This is a genomic window from Citrobacter werkmanii (assembly GCF_008693645.1).
GTDB classification, from domain to species: domain Bacteria; phylum Pseudomonadota; class Gammaproteobacteria; order Enterobacterales; family Enterobacteriaceae; genus Citrobacter; species Citrobacter werkmanii.
This window is the reverse complement of the sequence record NZ_CP044101.1, coordinates 2,970,997-2,989,004: the sequence shown is the minus strand read 5'-3', so window position 1 is coordinate 2,989,004 and position 18,008 is coordinate 2,970,997. Positions and strand designations below refer to the sequence as shown.

The window sequence follows — 18,008 nt, the reverse complement described above, 5'->3', positions numbered from 1 at the left end:
ATGTTGAAGTAATGTTATCTTAACTCATGACGGGAATGATCTTGAGCATTAACGCATTTAATGTTTATTTTAGTAGGCTGCAGTTTTAAGTAAGACAACTAAGTGATTACATAATGAACAAATCAGAGCTATACACGGATCTGAACCGTGATTTTCAGGCATTAATGGCAGGTGAAACTAGTTTTCTGGCAACGCTGGCAAATACCAGCGCATTGTTGTACGAGCGTCTGGCACAAGTAAACTGGGCCGGTTTTTACCTGCTTGAGGGCGAGACTCTGGTACTTGGCCCTTTCCAGGGCAAAATTGCCTGTGTGCGGATCCCGGTAGGGCGTGGTGTATGCGGTACCGCGGTGGCGCGCAATCAGGTGCAGCGTATCGAAGACGTGCACGCGTTTGACGGGCACATCGCATGCGATGCCGCCAGCAACGCGGAAATCGTTCTGCCTGTCACCGTTGAAAATCAGATAATCGGCGTGCTGGATATTGATAGCACTGCGTTTGGTCGCTTCACTGAAGAAGACGAACAGGGGCTGCGTACGCTTGTGGCACAGCTTGAAACCGTGCTTGCAACGACGGATTACAAAAAATTCTTTGCGAGCGTCGCAGGATAATCAACGGATAACGTAGCAATTACTGATGACGTCATTATAATGTCGCCTGTTCATGCCTGCGCTTGTTGGCTACGTCCGTTGTAATCAGGAAATTTCATGGAAAATCAACCTAAGTTGAATAGCAGTAAAGAAGTCATCGCGTTTCTGGCCGAACGCTTCCCGCAGTGTTTTAGTGCTGAAGGCGAAGCGCGCCCACTGAAAATTGGCATTTTTCAGGATTTGGTAGAGCGTGTTGAGGGCGAAATGAACCTCAGCAAGACACAGCTCCGTTCTGCCTTACGTCTCTATACTTCAAGCTGGCGCTATCTGTATGGCGTTAAATTGGGCGCAACGCGTGTTGATCTCGACGGCAACCCATGTGGTGAGTTGGATGAGCAACATGTTGAACATGCTCGCAAACAGCTGGAAGAAGCTAAAGCTCGCGTTCAGGCGCAACGTGCAGAGCAACAGGCGAAAAAACGCGAAGCGGCCGCTGCTGCCGGCGAAAAAGAAGACGCACCGCGTCGCGAGCGTAAGCCGCGTCCTGCTCCGCGTCGTAAAGAAGGGGCTGAACGTAAACCTCGCGCTGAAAAACCAGCAGCAAAAGCACCGCGTGCTCCTCGTGAAGAACAGCATACCCCGGTATCTGATATTTCAGTGCTGACGGTAGGGCAGTCCTTGAAGGTGAAAGCAGGTAATAATGCGATGGATGCCACCGTATTAGAAATCACCAAAGATGGCGTCCGTGTACAGCTGAATTCGGGTATGTCTTTGATTGTACGCGCAGAACACCTGGTGTTCTGAAACGGAGGCCAGGCCTGGCATGAACACTTTTTTTAGGCTTACTGCGTTAGCTGGTCTGCTTGCATTAGCAGGCCAGGCACTTGCTGTAGAAGACATCACGCGTGCCGATCAAATCCCCGTTTTAAAGGAAGAAACCCAGCATGCGACGGTGAGTGAACGTGTAACTTCACGTTTTACACGTTCACACTATCGCCAGTTCGATCTGGATCAGGCGTTTTCGGCAAAAATTTTTGACCGCTATCTGAATCTGCTCGACTACAGCCATAACGTGCTGTTGGCGAGCGATATCGAACAGTATGCAAAAAAGAAAACTGTCCTCGGCGATGAACTGCGCACGGGCAAGCTGGATGTCTTTTACGATCTTTATAATCTGGCGCAAAAACGCCGCTTTGAACGATATCAGTACGCGCTAAGCGTGCTGGCGCGTCCAATGGATTTTACCGGGACTGACACCTTTAACCTCGACCGGAGCAAAGCTCCCTGGCCGAAGAGCGAAGCAGAGCTCAATGCGCTGTGGGACGGCAAAGTAAAATTTGACGAACTCAGCCTGAAGCTGACCGGTAAAACCGATGCGGAAATTCGCGAAACGCTGACACGTCGCTATAAATTTGCCATTCGCCGCCTGGCGCAGACGAACAGTGAAGATGTGTTCTCACTGGCGATGACGGCTTTTGCTCGTGAAATAGACCCGCATACTAACTATCTTTCTCCGCGCAACACAGAACAGTTTAATACTGAAATGAGCTTGTCTCTGGAAGGTATTGGCGCAGTTCTGCAAATGGATGATGACTACACCGTCATTAACTCCATGGTGGCAGGCGGCCCGGCAGCCAAGAGCAAAGCGATAAGCGTTGGCGACCGTATTGTCGGCGTGGGCCAGACCGGAAAAGGCATGGTCGATGTGATTGGCTGGCGTCTGGATGATGTTGTGGCGCTGATCAAAGGACCTAAAGGCAGCAAAGTTCGCCTCGAAATCCTGCCTGCTGGTAAAGGCACCAAGACGCGCATTGTCACGCTAACGCGTGAACGCATTCGTCTCGAAGACCGCGCTGTTAAAATGTCTGTGAAAACCGTTGGCAAAGAAAAGGTCGGCGTACTGGATATTCCTGGTTTCTATGTTGGTCTGACGGATGACGTAAAAGTTCAGCTGCAGAAACTGGAAAAACAGAATGTCAGCAGCGTGATTATCGATCTGCGTACTAACGGTGGTGGCGCACTGACCGAAGCGGTCTCGCTTTCTGGTCTGTTCATTCCTTCCGGCCCGGTGGTTCAGGTTCGTGACAATAACGGCAAAGTGCGTGAAGACAGCGATACCGACGGTGTTGTGTATTACAAAGGTCCGCTGGTGGTGTTAGTCGATCGCTTCAGTGCCTCGGCATCGGAAATTTTTGCCGCGGCAATGCAGGATTATGGCCGTGCGCTGATCGTCGGTGAACCGACCTTTGGGAAGGGCACCGTACAGCAGTATCGTTCTCTGAACCGTATTTACGATCAGATGCTGCGTCCGGAATGGCCAGCACTGGGTTCCGTTCAGTACACGATCCAGAAATTCTACCGTGTAAATGGTGGCAGTACGCAGCGTAAGGGCGTTACGCCGGATATCATCATGCCGACAGGTAATGAAGAAACTGAAACCGGTGAGAAGTTTGAAGATAACGCGCTGCCGTGGGATAGCATTGATGCGGCAACCTATACAAAGTCTGATAACCTGACGCCATTTGGACCTGAATTGCTAAAAGAGCACAATGCACGTATTGCGAACGATCCTGAGTTCCAGTACATCATGAAGGACATTGCGCGATTTAATGCGATGAAGGATAAGCGCAGCATTGCTTCTCTGAATTACGCTCAGCGTGAGAAAGAGAATAACGAAGATGATGCACTGCGTCTGGCGCGCATCAACGATCGGTTTAAGCGTGAAGGCAAACCGTTGTTGAAGAAACTGGACGATCTGCCGAAAGATTACCAGGAGCCGGATCCGTATCTGGATGAAACGGTAAAAATAGCGCTCGACCTGGCGCATCTTGAAAAAGAGAAGCCAGCGGAACAGCCCGCAACCAGTCAATAACCTCCAACAGGCACAAGAAATTGTGCCTGTTTTTTTAACAACCGCATGAAGACGTCAGTCTGATACGATAAAATGTAAAGTTGTGTCTTTCTGGTGACTTAGCACCTATGGATGCTTGAAAATAGCCATAAGACCCATACGATATGGGTAATCGCATAGTGCGTTTTGTTAAATTGAGGTTAAAAGAAAATTATGATGCGAATCGCGCTCTTCCTGCTGACGAACCTGGCTGTGATGGTCGTTTTCGGGCTGGTATTGAGCCTGACAGGGATTCAGTCAAGCAGCGTTCAAGGCTTGTTGATCATGGCACTGCTGTTTGGTTTTGGTGGTTCCTTCATTTCGCTGCTGATGTCCAAATGGATGGCGTTAAAGTCCGTTGGCGGGGAAGTGATCGAACAGCCCCGTAATGAAAGAGAACGCTGGCTGATGAATACGGTAGCGAATCAGGCCCGTCAGGCCGGTATCGCTATGCCGCAGGTTGCAATCTACCATGCGCCAGATATTAACGCGTTTGCTACCGGTGCGCGCCGGGATGCTTCGCTGGTTGCTGTGAGTACTGGCCTGTTGCAAAACATGAGCCCGGACGAAGCCGAAGCAGTTATCGCGCACGAGATCAGCCACATTGCCAATGGTGATATGGTGACCATGACCCTCATTCAGGGGGTGGTCAACACCTTCGTTATCTTTATCTCCCGTATTCTGGCGCAAATTGCCGCCGGATTTATGGGCGGTAACCGCGATGAGGGCGAGGGCAGCAACGGCAACCCATTAATCTACTTTGCGGTGGCGACGGTGCTGGAACTGGTGTTTGGTATTCTGGCCAGCATTATTACCATGTGGTTCTCACGCCACCGTGAATTCCATGCGGATGCCGGTTCTGCCAAACTGGTCGGCCGTGAGAAGATGATCGCCGCGTTGCAGCGTCTGAAAACCAGCTATGAACCGCAGGAAGCCACCAGCATGATGGCGTTCTGTATCAACGGTAAATCCAAATCGTTGAGTGAGTTGTTTATGACTCACCCGCCGTTGGATAAGCGTATTGAAGCGCTGCGTAGTGGGGAATACCTGAAGTAACCCTAAGAAGTCTGGAAGAAAAAGCGCGTCGTCAGACGCGCTTTTTTTATGCCTGAACGCGCGGCTGCGTGATACGTAAGCCGCTCACTATGGCGGCAGCCGTTGCCAGTACACCCGCAGTTATCAGCGACATATGTGTTCCGCTGTCACCAAACTGATTGAGCATTAACGCCACCAGTGCCGCGCCGGTACTTTGCCCTAACAAGCGCGCAGTCCCCAGCATCCCGCTCGCCCCGCCGCTGCGTTCACGCGGTGCGGAGGTGATGATGGTGTGGTTATTCGGTGACTGAAATAGACCAAAACCCGCGCCGCACAATATCATCGGCCAGATGATATTAATATCGGAGGGCGCAGAGGGAAGTAACACCAGGGCAAATAATCCGCTTGCCATCACGGCCATACCCAGTGCACCCAATAGCCCCGCGTGGACGCGTTCGATAAGATATCCGGCCAGCGGCGCCATCACCATGGTTGCCAGCGGCCATGGGGTCAATAGCAGGCCCGTTTCGACTTCGCTACGACCGAGCACGGTTTGAAGAAAGAAGGGCAGAGAAACCATCGCCAGCATTTGCGCGCTAAATGAACAGATTGACGTGCAAATCGAGAGTGAAAACAGCGGAATACGCAGCAGGTCAACCGGTAATAACGGTACCGGCAACGCCAACTGGCGGCGGATAAAGAAAAAACCGACCACGATAAGCGCCACAAGCTCGGTGCCAATCAATTTTAGCGACTGCCCTTGCGCAAATCCACTGAGCGCGGTAATTAACAAGCCAAACGTTAAGGCATTCATTACCGCACTTGGCAGGTCAAAGCGTGGTTTATTGCTGCGGGACGAATTAGGTGGCAAAAAGCGCATAGCCAGCAGCAGGGCAATTATTCCCAGCGGGACGTTAATCAGAAACAGCCATTTCCATGACGAGATAGAGAGGATCGCCGCGGCAATGGTGGGGCCTGCCGCTGAGGATACCGCCACGATGAAGGAGTTAATTCCCATCCCCCGACCAAGCTGACGCTGGGGATAAATAAGTCTAATTAATGCTGTATTTACACTCATCAGCGCCGCGCCGCCAAACCCCTGAGCCACGCGGGCCAGAGTTAACATTTGTAGCGAGTCTGATAAAGCACAGAACAGCGAGGCAAGCAGAAATACGACGAGACCACATTTATAAATGCGTCGATAGCCAAACATATCACCCAAAAATGAGAGTGACAGCAGTGAAACGACAATGGCGATTTGATAGGCGTTAACGATCCAGATTGAACTGGCGGGTGACGCCTGAAGGTCGGTAGCAATCGTCGGAAGTGCGACGTTAGCTATTGCGCCGTCGAGTACTGCCATAGAGATGCCAATAACAATGGTTAAAATTGCACCATATCGCTGGGGCAATGGCAGGCCATCAGCCTGAATTTTTTCCATAAGGGGTCATTTTATCGGGAATTATGATGAGAATAATAATCTTAGCATTGATATACAGGCGTTAGGTCGCAGATTTGTAACTAAGTAAGCAAAGAGCGATTGCGAGGGCAGGTCCGCGAAATTATAATAAAAACCGGTTCTGATTTTTATAAAACACTCGTAATGAGGTGATAAATGGCAATCGCAGATCTGGATAAACAACCTGATTCTGTATCTTCCGTGCTGAAAGTTTTTGGCATCCTGCAGGCGCTGGGTGAAGAGCGCGAAATTGGTATTACCGAGCTGTCGCAACGCGTCATGATGTCGAAAAGCACCGTTTATCGCTTTTTGCAGACCATGAAAACGCTGGGTTATGTGGCACAAGAAGGGGAGTCAGAGAAATACTCCCTGACCCTGAAATTATTCGAACTGGGTGCGCGCGCGTTACAAAACGTTGATCTGATCCGTAGTGCTGACATCCAGATGCGTGAACTTTCACGTTTGACCAAAGAGACCGTACACCTTGGTGCGCTGGATGAAGACAGCATCGTCTACATTCATAAAATCGACTCCATGTACAATCTGCGTATGTATTCCCGCGTCGGTCGTCGTAACCCATTGTACAGTACGGCTATCGGTAAAGTTCTTCTGGCATGGCGTGACCGCGATGAAGTGAAGGAAATTCTTGACGGCATCGAGTATAAACGCAGCACCGACCGTACTATCACAAATACTGATGAATTGCTGGTATTGTTAGATAAAGTACGTGAACAGGGATACGGCGAAGATAACGAAGAGCAGGAAGAAGGCCTGCGCTGCATCGGTGTTCCAGTGTTTGACCGTTTTGGCGTGGTGATTGCGGGCTTGAGTATCTCATTCCCGACGCTGCGCTTTTCCGAAGAGCGTTTACACGAATATGTGGCGATGCTGCATACGGCAGCGCGTAAGATTTCTGAACAAATGGGCTATAACGACTATCCGTTCTAATCCGCAGCAATAGCGCTAAGTGTAAAACCCCAGGTATTGCGTACCTGGGGTTTTTTAATGAATAAAATTAACGCTGTTTTGCGCAAATAGCATTGAGAATGTATTGCTTCTATCTTAACCGTTATCGATAACGACAGTACTTTTCCGCAATACAGGGCAATCTGAAAGGCCAATAAGGCCGCTGTTTGAGTGGACATATTGTGCGGTGCTGGTCCCGCGAGCGGTCAGATATTGGCATTGCAAACCCAGACCGGCCGCATTCTCTTTACTCCCAATCAAAATGCCATAGCCGCTGAGTAATAAACCGATCCAAACCAGAGCTAACAACACAATAGCGCGGATAATCAGACGCATTACAACCTCTTATCTTTTCTCGTTATTAGTAGATTAGCCTGTACACGGGATGAAACAAGTCAATCATTCCTAAAAAGATGGAATGCCGTTACAGTTAACGCTGGGTTTAGGTAACGCATGATAATTTATAGTCATAAGATGTAGAGTTGAAGAGTGGAGCTGGAGTGAAAAAAATACGCTGGGTGGTACTGATTGTTATCGTGCTGGTATGCATATTGATGTGGGCGCAGGTGTTTAACATCATGTGCGATCAGGACGTACAATTTTTCAGCGGTATTTGTGCCATCAATAAATTTATTCCCTGGTAAGCGCATTTTTACAACAGTTGATTACCTTCTTGTGCGGCAGTGGTAAACTATGCTGTCTACATTGAGGTGGTGAAATGAACGAAGTTTTGAATTCTGGCGCGTTGAGTTTTGCGTCTTTAGCGGTATCGGTGGTGGTTTTGGTTGTTGGGCTTGTGTTGTGGTTTTTCGTCAATCGGGCAAGTTCGCGTACTAACGAGCAGATAGAACTGCTTGAAGCATTGTTAGACCAGCAAAAAAGACAGAACGCATTGCTCCGTCGCCTTTGTGAAGCTAACGAACCAGAAAAAACGGCAGAACCTGCAGCGGTTGCTGCGAAGGATGAAGATGACGACATCATCCGCCTGGTAGCTGAGCGCTAAAAACAGTATGGCAGGGTGAAGGTCTGCTGATGCGGTTCGCAGATACCTCATCCTGTCGTCAACATGTCAGATCATTTTCTTCTGCTCTCGCCGCGTAATTAGCGTTCGGCGTCGCCTGTCACCTGAGTATTTTCAGATACTCTATCCAATTAATATCTTACGTGCGGTCTGATCTAAATATATTTTCCCATACGTTAAAAATATGATTATGTCATTTTTGTGATAGCGATCGTCTTATTCACAGCGAAACGTTTCTCTTACTTTTTTTGTTCATTGTCATCATTCTTTCATTATTTTAGTGCAAAACCAGAAGGCGGATCTCATTTTTACGCTTGTGACATTTTATGCATTACTAAGCATAAAAAATGATATCCACCAGCCCCTGTGACAGATAACCTGGAACAACCGAAGCTATTGAGCTATGGTAGAAATGTCCCTGTGACGGTGCAAGCCTGACGGGGCAAGGGGAGAGAGGTGAGAATATAACTCTGCTCGGTCTGGCGCATAACTGTGCAGTGGTTGTTTGATGAACAACAGGATTTGTGCGACCGATCGAGACACGTTTAAAAATGGCTTGCCATTATTTACGTTGTATGTGATAACACGTTTTGGGTTAAACGAGGTACAGTTCTGTTTATGTGTGGCATTTTCAGTAAAGAAGTCCTGAGTAAACACGTTGACGTTGAATACCGCTTCTCTGCCGAACCTTATATTAGTGCCTCAAGCAGTAATGTCTCAGTTTTATCTATGTTATGCCCGCGGGCGAAGAAAATACTCTAAGGAATTTTGCAAATGGCAAAGATTAAAGGTCAAGTTAAGTGGTTCAACGAGTCTAAAGGTTTTGGCTTCATTACTCCGGCTGATGGCAGCAAAGACGTGTTCGTACACTTCTCCGCTATCCAGGGTAACGGCTTCAAAACTCTGGCTGAAGGCCAGAACGTTGAGTTCGAAATTCAGGACGGCCAGAAAGGTCCGGCTGCTGTAAACGTAACAGCTATCTGATCGACACCACTGATTTGATGCGCTCTTGCGCAACCATCTCAGATATAAAGCCTCGCTTATGCGGGGCTTTTTAATTCAAATTACGTCAAAATATTTCTGAAAGCCCATCCATTAGCGCTTTGTTGCAAAGGCGTGATGTTCGTAGCATAGTTTTCCCCGCATTCTCGCGGCATTTCTCGTTAAATCAGACACCTGAAAAACTATCATGCGGGAGTCCAGGTGAAAAAGAAAAACGACATAGATGCGCGCAATTTTACTCCCGTACGTTTTGCCCTGCTTTGTGTGGCGATATTATTAAGCCTGGGATTGCTGCTGGGTCGTGTGGCGTGGCTACAAATTGTCACGCCGACAACTTTGGTAAAACAGGAAGATATGCGTTCGTTACGCGAGGTTACCATTGCCTCGCCACGCGGAATGATTACCGACAGAGAAGGGCGACCGCTGGCGGTAAGTGTCCCGGTGAATGCCGTCTGGGCAGACCCTAAAACCATTATCAGCAAGGGAGGCGTGGGCTACAACGAACGTTGGCAGGCGTTAGCAAAGACTCTGAACATTTCGCTCAGTTCTCTGGCTGAGCGTGTTAACAGTAATCCTGCGGGACGCTTTATTTATCTGGCGCGCCAGATCTCTCCTCAGCAGGCTGAATGGATCGATAACCTTAATCTTCCGGGAATCAATCTGCGTGAAGAATCACGCCGCTTTTATCCCGCCGGACATGTTGCGGCTAATCTCATTGGTTTCACCAATATTGATGGCCAGGGTATTGAAGGCCTGGAGAAAAGCTTCAATAGCCAGTTGATGGGCAAACCCGGCTCCCGCCTGGTCCGTAAAGACAAATTTGGCCATGTCATCGAAAATATCACCGAAGTGATGCCGGTGCCTGCACATGAGTTACAACTCAGTATTGATGAGCGTTTGCAGACGGTTACCGAAGACGCGCTGGACAATGCCGTTACATGGAATAAAGCGGAATCCGGGGCCGCGGTACTGGTTAATATTGACACCGGCGAAATTCTCTCCATGGCAAGTTTCCCCGACTTTAACCCCAACAATCGAGACGGCGCGGTACTGGATGATTTTCGTAACCGTGCCATTAGCGACACCTTTGAACCCGGTTCAACCGTTAAGCCACTGGTGATCATGACCGCGCTCCAGCAGGGGATTGTGCAACCGGACAGCGTAATTGATACCCATCCTTTTAATGTCGACGGGCATCGTATTCGCGACGTCGGATTTTACCCGGAGCTGTCGCTGACCGGCATTTTGCAGAAATCGAGCGACACGGGCGTTTCGCACTTGTCGTTAGCTATGCCGGTGCAGAAATTGCTGGATACCTATAAACGTTTTGGCTTTGGCGACCCAACCGGGTTGGGATTAACCGGCGAAAGCAGTGGTTTAATGCCTCAACGCCGCTACTGGAGCGATTTGGATCGCGCCACCTTTGCATTCGGTTATGGGCTCATGGTGACGCCGCTCCAGTTGGCGCATGTCTATGCTACCATCGGTAGTTTTGGCATCTATCGCCCCCTTTCTATCACCCGTATTGATCCGCCGGTAATAGGGACGCGGGTGATGCCGGAGGCGCTGGTTCATCAGGTTGAACATATGATGGAAAGCGTCGCGTTACCCGGCGGTGGGGGAACCAAGGCCGCGGTCAGGGATTATCGGGTTGCGGTGAAGACCGGGACGGCGAAAAAAATTGGCGATGATGGTAAATATGTTGATAAATACGTGGCTTATACGGCAGGCGTTGCGCCAGCGAGCGACCCGAAATTCGCCTTAGTCGTGGTTATTAATAATCCACAAAACGGTGCTTACTATGGGGGCGCCGTCTCCGCGCCGGTATTCAGCCAGATTATGGGAGATGTTTTACGCCTGGAAAATGTTAAACCAGACGGCATGCCTGCCGACTCCGATCACCTGCTGGTGATGCATGGTGACAGCGTATCCTCACCGACGCTGTAAGTTATTTTCCCGGGGCGCAATTCGCGTTACACTTGCGCCCTCAAATCACCTGCCGGAGTTGTCATGTCGTTTTCCTGTCCTCTTTGCCACCAGCCTCTTACTCAAACGAAAAACAGTTTTATTTGCCCTGAGCGGCACCAGTTTGATGTGGCGAAAGAAGGGTATGTCAACTTACTGCCGGTTCAGCATAAGCGGTCGCGCGATCCGGGTGACAGCGCTGAGATGATGCAGGCGCGCCGGGCGTTTCTTGATGCCGGACACTATCAACCGCTGCGTGACGAGATTGTGAATGTGCTTGCGCAGACGCTGAGTTCAGAGAACGCGGCGATTCTGGATATCGGCTGTGGAGAAGGGTATTACACCCATGCCTTTGCCGATACGCTGACTGGCGGCAAGACCGTTGGCCTCGACGTCTCTAAAGTGGCGATTAAGGCCGCAGCCCGCCGTTATCCGCAGGTCACCTTTTGCGTGGCTTCCAGCCATCGTCTGCCGTTTGCCGATGCGTCCATGGATGCCATCATCAGGATCTACGCGCCCTGTAAAGCGCAAGAGCTGGCTCGCGTGGTGAAACCGGGAGGATGGGTAATCACCGCTACGCCTGGGCCGCGTCATTTAATGGAGCTGAAAGGGCTGATTTATGATGAGGTGCGTTTGCATGCGCCACATACCGAACAACTGGAAGGTTTTGTCCTGCAGCAAAGTATTGCGCTGGGCTATCAGATGCAGCTCCAGGGCAGCGAAGCCGTAGCATTACTGCAAATGACGCCGTTCGCCTGGCGGGCAAAACCGGAAGTGTGGGAAACGCTGGCAGGAAAAACGACGTTTGACTGCCAGACAGATTTTAGTATTCACATCTGGCAGCGCCAGAATTAACCGTGGAAGTGCGCCCAGAGGATCTGGGCGCCGATACCAATCAGTACCACCCCGCCCAGGATTTCAGCTCGTTTGCCCAGCATCGGACCAATAAAACGACCGATCATCATGCCGAGCGTGGACATCATCAACGTGGCGCAGCCGATGGCCAGCGCAGTCGCAATGATGTTAACCTGCAGGAACGCCAGACCCACCCCGACGGCCATCGCGTCGAGACTGGTGGCGATAGCGGTGGTGACCAGCAGCCAGAATCCGTGGCGGCGCGGCGGTTCTTCATCTTCATCACCGTTGTCGCGAAAACCTTCGATTATCATTCGCCCACCTAAGAAAATCAGCAAAATGAAAGCGATCCAGTGGTTCCACTCCAGCACGAATTTGCTTGCCAGCATGCCCATTCCCCAGCCAATCAGCGGCGTCAGGGTTTCAACTGCGCCGAAAATGAGACCGGTGCGCAGAGCTTCAGAAAATTTGGGTTTATGCAGGGTGGCGCCTTTGCCAATTGATGCAGCGAAAGCATCCATCGACATGCCGAAAGCGAGAAGTACAGTAGCGGTGAGATTCATAACAGCGTCCTGACCGGGGTATCCATAAAACACATCACTGCCCCCAGTAACCATGCACACAGATTAAAATCACGAAATATATCGTGCCATTCAGGTATGCATTGCAGTTGATGTGCCTATGGTCTCGCCTGACTGAAGCTGTATGTTCAGTCCGTACGCGCCACGTTTTTCAACGAGTATGTTGACACGTACATTTCCGGAGTCTGGAAATCGGCTACTCCCCAACGACGGGCGCAACCTTAACATATATTGAGAATATAAAACAAGAAACAGGGAAATAATATTTGACTTCTAATTGAAAACGATTTTCATTTAGATTTATTTATAAACAGAACGTTAAAATAAATAACATTACGGACGTTGTAATATAGCCTTAGCTATGTTTTGTTTTCAAAAATATATAAAAAACATAGTTCAGGCTATCTTTCTAATTTACTGATTTGAAATGAGAAGTTTATATATTTTTTCAAGATCGTCTATATTTCGTACGCGAACCAGCAATCTCCGCTGTTCTAATTGCATCACCAGCACGCCGTCCTCTGATAAATTCATCTCTTTAATGCGGTTATATTCAATCCAGACGTTGGCAAAGAAAAAACCTTTTTGCTTGAAGATGATTTTCGGCGTACGGATCCAGAACAGATACAACCCCATCAATATCAGTGCGCATAATAACCACGTGGTGAATTGCGCCCCGTGGCTGGTGACGTTGTTGTAAATAAGAATAGCTACCAGGCCAATGAAGATAACACTGTCAACACGGCTGCGAGGAAGCAGGGCGACCGTCAGCAGAGTAAGGCCATTACGGCGGGGCATGATGAACTGATCGTAAATGGCATACGCCAGCAGCGAAAAGATAAAAAGAACCAGCACCAGGTCCGTGATAGTCATGAATCCTCAATCCTCTGAATAGAAAAACCGGGGGCAAGCCCCCGGTGGTGTACAACAGTCTTACAGGCCAAGCAGGCCGACAGCGTAGCCCGCGATACCGATGATGAAGAAGCCAACGATAATCCACAGCGGGTTCACTTTCTTACGCAGCAGCCACATACAAGCGAAAGTCAGCAGCAGAGGAACCAGGCCCGGCATCAGCTGATCAAGGATAGTCTGCACGGTGGTGACGCGAGTCTGACCATCCTGACCGGTGATAGTGGAGACCACTAACGGGATATTCACGTGCGTCCACTTGTTAACCAATGCCCCCATGACAAACAGGCCGAGGATTGACGCCCCTTCAGTCAGTTTCTGCAGGAAGCCGCCGCCCATATCCTTAACGATATCGACCCCTTTACGGTAGCCGTATGCCACACCGTAGTAACGGGTTGCCAGACGCACCAGGTTAAACAGAATGAAGAACAACAGTGGTCCAAGCAGGCTGCCGCTCATCGCGATACCAGCGCCAAGCGCAGCAAATACCGGACGTACCGTACCCCAGAAGATTGGGTCGCCGACGCCTGCCAGCGGTCCCATCAGACCAACTTTGATACCGTTGATAGCACCATCGTCAATCTCTGCGCCGTTGGCACGCTGCTCTTCCATCGCCAGCGTAACGCCCAGCACAGGTGCGGCTACGTACGGATGGGTGTTAAAGAATTCCAGGTGACGCTTAATAGCCTGCTTACGTGCGTCGTTGTTTTCCGGGTACAAACGGCGGATAGCCGGTACCATGGAGAAACAAAAACCCAGCGCCTGCATACGTTCGAAGTTCCATGAACCCTGAAACAGGTTAGAACGAATGAACACGCCACGAATGTCACTCGGAGTGAGTTTTTTCTCGGTGGTAGTTTTAGTCATATCAACCATTTCGCTCACCTGCTAGTCCAGTTCGTTATCAAGATCGTTGTTACCAGCTGCCTGAACTGGCGCACCGGCGACGCGGTTATATTTCGGGCTCAGCTGAATGTAGAGGATTGCCATCACTGCGCCAATCACACCCAGAGCAACCAGGTTGAAGTTAGTAAATGCCGCGGTGACGAAGCCGAGGTAGAAGAACGGCATCAGGTAGCCCGCGCGCATCATATTGATGACCATCGCATAACCAACCACCACGATCATACCGCCTGCGATATTCAGGCCGCCGGTGACGACTTCCGGAATGGCGTTGAGCATGCTCTGAACTTCACTGGTACCTACAGAAATCGCCACGATTACCGCCGGGATAGCGATACGCATAGCCTGCAGGAACAGTGAGGACACGTGCAGCCAGGAGAGCGCCGTCAGGTTGCCGTTTTCGGCCGCCTTATCCGCTGCGTGCTGGAATGCTACGGTGATAGTACGAACGATGATGGTCAGAACCTGACCTGCTGCTGCCAGCGGGATAGCCAGCGCGATACCGGCACCAATGCTTTGGTGACCCGCGATAACCAGAACGGTAGAGATAATTGACGCCAGTGCGGCATCTGGTGCAACCGCAGCACCGATGTTCATCCAGCCCAGGGCGATCATTTCCAGGGTACCACCGATGATAATACCGGTTTTCATATCCCCGAGAACGGCGCCAATAAGCGTACAGGCCACCAACGGACGGTGGAACTGAAATTCATCGAGTACCGACTCCATACCCGCGATACATGCGACGATGAACACCAGCACAATCTGAAGAGTGGTAATCTCCATTGTACTTCTCCTATTGCTATACAGACTTAAGTGTGAAAACTAAGTAAATGCCAGGGAATTATTTCGCCTTGGCAATCAAATCCATCATTTTCAGTTTCTGATCGGTCGAAACTTTACGCGCTTCGAGCTCAATACCGCGTTCGTTGAGTTTTTTGAAGGCTTCGATGTCTTTTTCATCAACAGAAATTGCGTTGTTTACCTGTGTTTTACCCTGACGGAAAGCCATACCGCCAATGTTTACAGAGGTAATTTTCACACCACCTTCAACGATACGTTCCACATCGGTCGGGTTGGTGAACAACAGCATCACACGCTCGCCTGCATATTTCGGGTTGTTGTAGACGCGGATCATTTTCGCGACATCAACCACATGCGCCGTCACACCCGGAGGTGCTACCTGAGTCAGCAGCGTTTTACGCACGGTATCGGCGGCAACTTCATCGCTGACGACGATAATGCGCGTTACGTTGGTTTCTTTGGTCCAGCGAGTGGCTACCTGACCATGAATTAAACGGTCATCGATACGCGCCAGACCGATCTGCATATAATCGTTCGGGCCCATCGGTTTAGCCGGTGCTGCTGCTTTTGGTGCCGCAACGGGGGCAGGAGCGGCTTTTTCCACCGGTTTCGCTTTCAACGCTTTCACGCCTTCGCTACCGGTTTCAACGGCCAGTGCCACTAATTCATCAAAGCTCGGGTTGTCATCACGCGCCATGAAGGTTTCAACCAACATGGGAATGTTCACACCGGCGATAACTTCGTAATGCTCTTTATCGACGACAATGCGGCTCGCAGCGTTAAACGGGCTGCCTCCCCATGTGTCAACGAGAAACAGCACGCCTTTACTGGTATCGAGTTTTGCCAACTGAGCGTTGTACTTTTCGATCAGCGTTTCGGCATTTTCGCCTGGAACGAAATCGATCCAGCCGACGTTTTCCTGCTCGCCTAACAGCATCTCTGCTGTCTTAAGTAACTGCTCTGCAGCCCAACCATGTGTGCCTATTACAATAGCAATGGTCACTTGCTACCTCCTTTATTATCGTTAACACATCAACGTAAAGATGTATTTGAATCGTCGTCCGCAATCGAATCGATTCAGATAAGGGTTACAAAGAAAAACCTATGATTTTCGTGAATTATTTTAGATATCGAAAAAAATATTTTATGTGATGAAGATCCGTAATTTAACTTCCGATGAAAAGAAATTTCGAAGGGTAAAATATCTCCGAAACAACTTATTGCAAAGGAAGGTAAATCTTTGCTAAAAACCGGTTGTCTCTGTTATGTTTAGCATCTGTTTAATTACTCAGGAGTATAGGGCAGTAGCCCACCATATGGATCGTCACCGACGTCATTTCACCCTCAGGCCGCTTTGCGCCTGTCAGATTGGCACTTTTTGCCACAAATTTTCTCTGCATAATGCTTTAACGCCTGAGATCCTCAGCGCGCAGTTTGGTCATTCCTTAAGCAGGAGCTTGTCATGGAATTATTAATGGACCCGCAGATTTGGGTGGGTTTGCTCACGCTTGTCGTTCTCGAAATTGTTCTGGGTATTGATAACCTGGTCTTCATTGCGATCCTGGCTGATAAGCTGCCGCCGAAACAGCGAGATAAAGCGCGTTTAATCGGTTTGTCACTGGCACTGATTATGCGTCTGGGCTTGTTGTCCGTGATTTCGTGGATGGTAACGCTGACAAAGCCGCTGTTTACGGTAATGGACTATGCGTTCTCGGGGCGCGATCTGATTATGCTGCTGGGCGGTATCTTCCTCTTGTTCAAGGCTACGACAGAGCTGCATGAGCGGCTGGAAAACCGTGAACATGATACCGGGCAGACGAAAGGCTATGCGAGCTTTTGGGTTGTGGTGACGCAGATTGTCATCCTTGATGCGGTGTTCTCGCTGGATGCGGTGATTACTGCGGTCGGTATGGTCAACCATCTGCCGGTCATGATGGCGGCGGTCGTGATAGCTATGGCCGTGATGCTGCTGGCTTCCAAGCCGTTGACGCGATTTGTGAACCAACATCCGACGGTGGTGGTGCTGTGTCTGAGCTTCCTGTTGATGATTGGTCTGAGTCTGGTTGCCGAAGGGTTTGGCTTCCACATTCCGAAAGGTTATCTGTATGCGGCGATTGGCTTCTCGATCATTATCGAGTTGTTTAACCAGATTGCCCGTCGTAACTTTATTCGCCACCAGTCGACCCTGCCGCTGCGTGCGCGGACTGCGGATGCAATCCTGCGTCTGATGGGCGGTAAACGTCAGGCCAGCGCGCAGATGGAATCCGACAATCCGGTACCTGTGCCCGTTCCGGAAGGCGCATTTGTGGAAGAAGAACGCTATATGATCAACGGCGTACTCTCCCTGGCCTCGCGTTCATTACGTGGCATTATGACGCCTCGTGGCGAGATTAGCTGGGTTGATGCGGACCTGAGCGTAGCGGAAATTCGCGAGCAATTGCTTTCGTCACCGCACAGCCTGTTCCCGGTATGTCGCGGTGAGCTGGACGAAATTATCGGTATCGTCCGTGCCAAAGAACTGCTGGTAGCGCTGGAAGAGGGTGTGGATGTGGCGGCGATTGCCTCAGCCTCTCCGGCTATCGTGGTCCCGGAAACGCTGGACCCGATCAATCTGTTGGGCGTTCTGCGTCGTGCCCGCGGCAGTTTCGTGATCGTCACTAACGAATTTGGTGTCGTGCAGGGGCTGGTTACACCGCTGGACGTATTAGAAGCTATCGCCGGTGAGTTCCCCGATGCCGATGAAACGCCTGAAATTATTGCTGATGCCGGCGGCTGGTTGGTGAAAGGCGGAACCGACCTGCATGCATTGCAGCAGGCGCTGGACGTGGATACGCTGGTGGATGAAGACGAAGATATCGCGACGGTGGCAGGTTTAGTCATCGCGGCTAACGGTCATATTCCACGCGTCGGCGATGTTATCGAGGTTGCGCCGCTGAGTATTACGATTGTCGAAGCGAATGACTATCGTGTGGATTTAGTTCGCATTGTTAAAGAACAACCTGCTCACGACGAAGACGAGTAATCGGGT

The 18,008-nt window shown here is 50.2% G+C and carries 20 protein-coding genes; 13 read left to right on the top strand and 7 right to left on the bottom strand.

Annotated elements, in window-relative coordinates; genetic code table 11:
• Nucleotides 1–113: 113 nt before the first annotated feature.
• From FOB24_RS15085 to htpX, 4 genes are all read left to right on the top strand, one after another.
• Nucleotides 114–611, top strand: coding sequence for a GAF domain-containing protein (locus FOB24_RS15085; protein WP_038641301.1), 498 nt, complete (start codon nucleotides 114–116; stop codon nucleotides 609–611).
• Nucleotides 612–707: 96 nt separating this feature from the next.
• Nucleotides 708–1,394, top strand: coding sequence for an RNA chaperone ProQ (gene proQ / locus FOB24_RS15080; protein ID WP_003833781.1), 687 nt, complete (start codon nucleotides 708–710; stop codon nucleotides 1,392–1,394).
• A 19-nt stretch (nucleotides 1,395–1,413) separates the two neighbouring features.
• Entirely contained in the window at nucleotides 1,414–3,462 is a 2,049-nt protein-coding gene (prc, locus tag FOB24_RS15075) for a carboxy terminal-processing peptidase (RefSeq protein WP_069324696.1), read from the top strand.
• 192 nt (nucleotides 3,463–3,654) lie between these two features.
• The gene (gene htpX / locus FOB24_RS15070) at nucleotides 3,655–4,536 is read left to right on the top strand and encodes a protease HtpX (protein WP_003034964.1); all 882 of its coding nucleotides are present in this window, start codon (nucleotides 3,655–3,657) and stop codon (nucleotides 4,534–4,536) included.
• Nucleotides 4,537–4,582: 46 nt separating this feature from the next.
• Here htpX and FOB24_RS15065 read toward each other — a convergent pair whose 3' ends face one another.
• Nucleotides 4,583–5,956, bottom strand: coding sequence for an MFS transporter (locus FOB24_RS15065; protein ID WP_038641296.1), 1,374 nt, complete (start codon nucleotides 5,954–5,956; stop codon nucleotides 4,583–4,585).
• A 174-nt stretch (nucleotides 5,957–6,130) separates the two neighbouring features.
• Between FOB24_RS15065 and kdgR the strand changes: the two genes are divergently transcribed.
• Nucleotides 6,131–6,922, top strand: a complete 792-nt coding sequence (gene kdgR, locus FOB24_RS15060; protein WP_006684175.1) for a DNA-binding transcriptional regulator KdgR — start codon at nucleotides 6,131–6,133, stop codon at nucleotides 6,920–6,922.
• A gap of 114 nt (nucleotides 6,923–7,036) precedes the next feature.
• Here the strand turns inward: kdgR and FOB24_RS15055 are convergent, their stop codons facing one another.
• Nucleotides 7,037–7,276, bottom strand: coding sequence for a YobH family protein (locus tag FOB24_RS15055; protein WP_038641292.1), 240 nt, complete (start codon nucleotides 7,274–7,276; stop codon nucleotides 7,037–7,039).
• A 164-nt stretch (nucleotides 7,277–7,440) separates the two neighbouring features.
• Here FOB24_RS15055 and mgrB point away from each other — a divergent pair, with 164 nt between their 5' ends.
• From mgrB to rlmA, 6 genes are all read left to right on the top strand, one after another.
• Nucleotides 7,441–7,584 carry a PhoP/PhoQ regulator MgrB gene (gene mgrB, locus FOB24_RS15050; protein ID WP_038641290.1) on the top strand — a complete coding sequence of 48 codons (144 nt, stop codon included), beginning with the start codon at nucleotides 7,441–7,443 and terminating at the stop codon, nucleotides 7,582–7,584.
• Nucleotides 7,585–7,658: 74 nt separating this feature from the next.
• The gene (locus FOB24_RS15045) at nucleotides 7,659–7,943 is read left to right on the top strand and encodes a YebO family protein (RefSeq protein ID WP_069324695.1); all 285 of its coding nucleotides are present in this window, start codon (nucleotides 7,659–7,661) and stop codon (nucleotides 7,941–7,943) included.
• 636 nt (nucleotides 7,944–8,579) lie between these two features.
• Entirely contained in the window at nucleotides 8,580–8,723 is a 144-nt protein-coding gene (locus tag FOB24_RS15040; RefSeq protein ID WP_006684179.1) for a DUF2627 domain-containing protein, read from the top strand.
• 12 nt (nucleotides 8,724–8,735) lie between these two features.
• Entirely contained in the window at nucleotides 8,736–8,945 is a 210-nt protein-coding gene (gene cspE, locus FOB24_RS15035; protein WP_001062678.1) for a transcription antiterminator/RNA stability regulator CspE, read from the top strand.
• Between the two features lie 219 nt (nucleotides 8,946–9,164).
• The gene (gene ftsI / locus FOB24_RS15030; protein WP_038641283.1) at nucleotides 9,165–10,910 is read left to right on the top strand and encodes a peptidoglycan glycosyltransferase FtsI; all 1,746 of its coding nucleotides are present in this window, start codon (nucleotides 9,165–9,167) and stop codon (nucleotides 10,908–10,910) included.
• A gap of 63 nt (nucleotides 10,911–10,973) precedes the next feature.
• A complete protein-coding gene (rlmA, locus tag FOB24_RS15025; RefSeq protein WP_150345110.1) occupies nucleotides 10,974–11,783 on the top strand; it encodes a 23S rRNA (guanine(745)-N(1))-methyltransferase in 810 nt (269 codons plus the stop codon).
• Here rlmA and mntP read toward each other — a convergent pair.
• From mntP to manX, 5 genes are all read right to left on the bottom strand, one after another.
• A complete protein-coding gene (gene mntP / locus FOB24_RS15020; RefSeq protein ID WP_038641279.1) occupies nucleotides 11,780–12,346 on the bottom strand; it encodes a manganese efflux pump MntP in 567 nt (188 codons plus the stop codon). The two genes, rlmA and mntP, sit on opposite strands and share 4 nt — an antisense overlap.
• 432 nt (nucleotides 12,347–12,778) lie before the next feature.
• Nucleotides 12,779–13,237, bottom strand: coding sequence for a DUF986 family protein (locus FOB24_RS15015; RefSeq protein WP_038641277.1), 459 nt, complete (start codon nucleotides 13,235–13,237; stop codon nucleotides 12,779–12,781).
• 60 nt (nucleotides 13,238–13,297) lie between these two features.
• A complete protein-coding gene (locus FOB24_RS15010) occupies nucleotides 13,298–14,149 on the bottom strand; it encodes a PTS mannose transporter subunit IID (protein WP_006684184.1) in 852 nt (283 codons plus the stop codon).
• Nucleotides 14,150–14,161: 12 nt separating this feature from the next.
• Entirely contained in the window at nucleotides 14,162–14,962 is an 801-nt protein-coding gene (locus tag FOB24_RS15005; protein ID WP_005122174.1) for a PTS mannose/fructose/sorbose transporter subunit IIC, read from the bottom strand.
• 58 nt (nucleotides 14,963–15,020) lie between these two features.
• A complete protein-coding gene (gene manX, locus FOB24_RS15000; RefSeq protein WP_005122176.1) occupies nucleotides 15,021–15,983 on the bottom strand; it encodes a PTS mannose transporter subunit IIAB in 963 nt (320 codons plus the stop codon).
• A gap of 262 nt (nucleotides 15,984–16,245) precedes the next feature.
• On the opposite strand from manX, the gene FOB24_RS24655 reads away from it, so the two are divergent.
• Nucleotides 16,246–16,455 carry a protein YoaL gene (locus tag FOB24_RS24655; protein WP_072014731.1) on the top strand — a complete coding sequence of 70 codons (210 nt, stop codon included), beginning with the start codon at nucleotides 16,246–16,248 and terminating at the stop codon, nucleotides 16,453–16,455.
• Nucleotides 16,443–18,002, top strand: coding sequence for a CNNM family cation transport protein YoaE (gene yoaE / locus FOB24_RS14995; protein ID WP_038641275.1), 1,560 nt, complete (start codon nucleotides 16,443–16,445; stop codon nucleotides 18,000–18,002). Before FOB24_RS24655 ends, yoaE begins: the two co-directional genes overlap by 13 nt.
• Nucleotides 18,003–18,008 lie beyond the last annotated feature (6 nt).

What these genes read in the sequence shown, in the direction of transcription:
- FOB24_RS15055 (WP_038641292.1), bottom strand. Translation starts at nt 7,276, where the DNA reads ATGCGTCTGATTATCCGCGCTATTGTGTTGTTAGCTCTGGTTTGGATC.
- FOB24_RS24655 (WP_072014731.1), top strand. Translation starts at nt 16,246, where the DNA reads ATGTTTAGCATCTGTTTAATTACTCAGGAGTATAGGGCAGTAGCCCAC.
- FOB24_RS15015 (WP_038641277.1), bottom strand. Translation starts at nt 13,237, where the DNA reads ATGACTATCACGGACCTGGTGCTGGTTCTTTTTATCTTTTCGCTGCTG.
- FOB24_RS15085 (WP_038641301.1), top strand. Translation starts at nt 114, where the DNA reads ATGAACAAATCAGAGCTATACACGGATCTGAACCGTGATTTTCAGGCA.
- FOB24_RS15010 (WP_006684184.1), bottom strand. Translation starts at nt 14,149, where the DNA reads ATGGTTGATATGACTAAAACTACCACCGAGAAAAAACTCACTCCGAGT.
- FOB24_RS15040 (WP_006684179.1), top strand. Translation starts at nt 8,580, where the DNA reads ATGTGTGGCATTTTCAGTAAAGAAGTCCTGAGTAAACACGTTGACGTT.
- FOB24_RS15045 (WP_069324695.1), top strand. Translation starts at nt 7,659, where the DNA reads ATGAACGAAGTTTTGAATTCTGGCGCGTTGAGTTTTGCGTCTTTAGCG.
- prc (WP_069324696.1), top strand. Translation starts at nt 1,414, where the DNA reads ATGAACACTTTTTTTAGGCTTACTGCGTTAGCTGGTCTGCTTGCATTA.
- proQ (WP_003833781.1), top strand. Translation starts at nt 708, where the DNA reads ATGGAAAATCAACCTAAGTTGAATAGCAGTAAAGAAGTCATCGCGTTT.
- yoaE (WP_038641275.1), top strand. Translation starts at nt 16,443, where the DNA reads ATGGAATTATTAATGGACCCGCAGATTTGGGTGGGTTTGCTCACGCTT.
- htpX (WP_003034964.1), top strand. Translation starts at nt 3,655, where the DNA reads ATGATGCGAATCGCGCTCTTCCTGCTGACGAACCTGGCTGTGATGGTC.
- rlmA (WP_150345110.1), top strand. Translation starts at nt 10,974, where the DNA reads ATGTCGTTTTCCTGTCCTCTTTGCCACCAGCCTCTTACTCAAACGAAA.
- cspE (WP_001062678.1), top strand. Translation starts at nt 8,736, where the DNA reads ATGGCAAAGATTAAAGGTCAAGTTAAGTGGTTCAACGAGTCTAAAGGT.
- FOB24_RS15065 (WP_038641296.1), bottom strand. Translation starts at nt 5,956, where the DNA reads ATGGAAAAAATTCAGGCTGATGGCCTGCCATTGCCCCAGCGATATGGT.
- FOB24_RS15005 (WP_005122174.1), bottom strand. Translation starts at nt 14,962, where the DNA reads ATGGAGATTACCACTCTTCAGATTGTGCTGGTGTTCATCGTCGCATGT.
- mntP (WP_038641279.1), bottom strand. Translation starts at nt 12,346, where the DNA reads ATGAATCTCACCGCTACTGTACTTCTCGCTTTCGGCATGTCGATGGAT.
- kdgR (WP_006684175.1), top strand. Translation starts at nt 6,131, where the DNA reads ATGGCAATCGCAGATCTGGATAAACAACCTGATTCTGTATCTTCCGTG.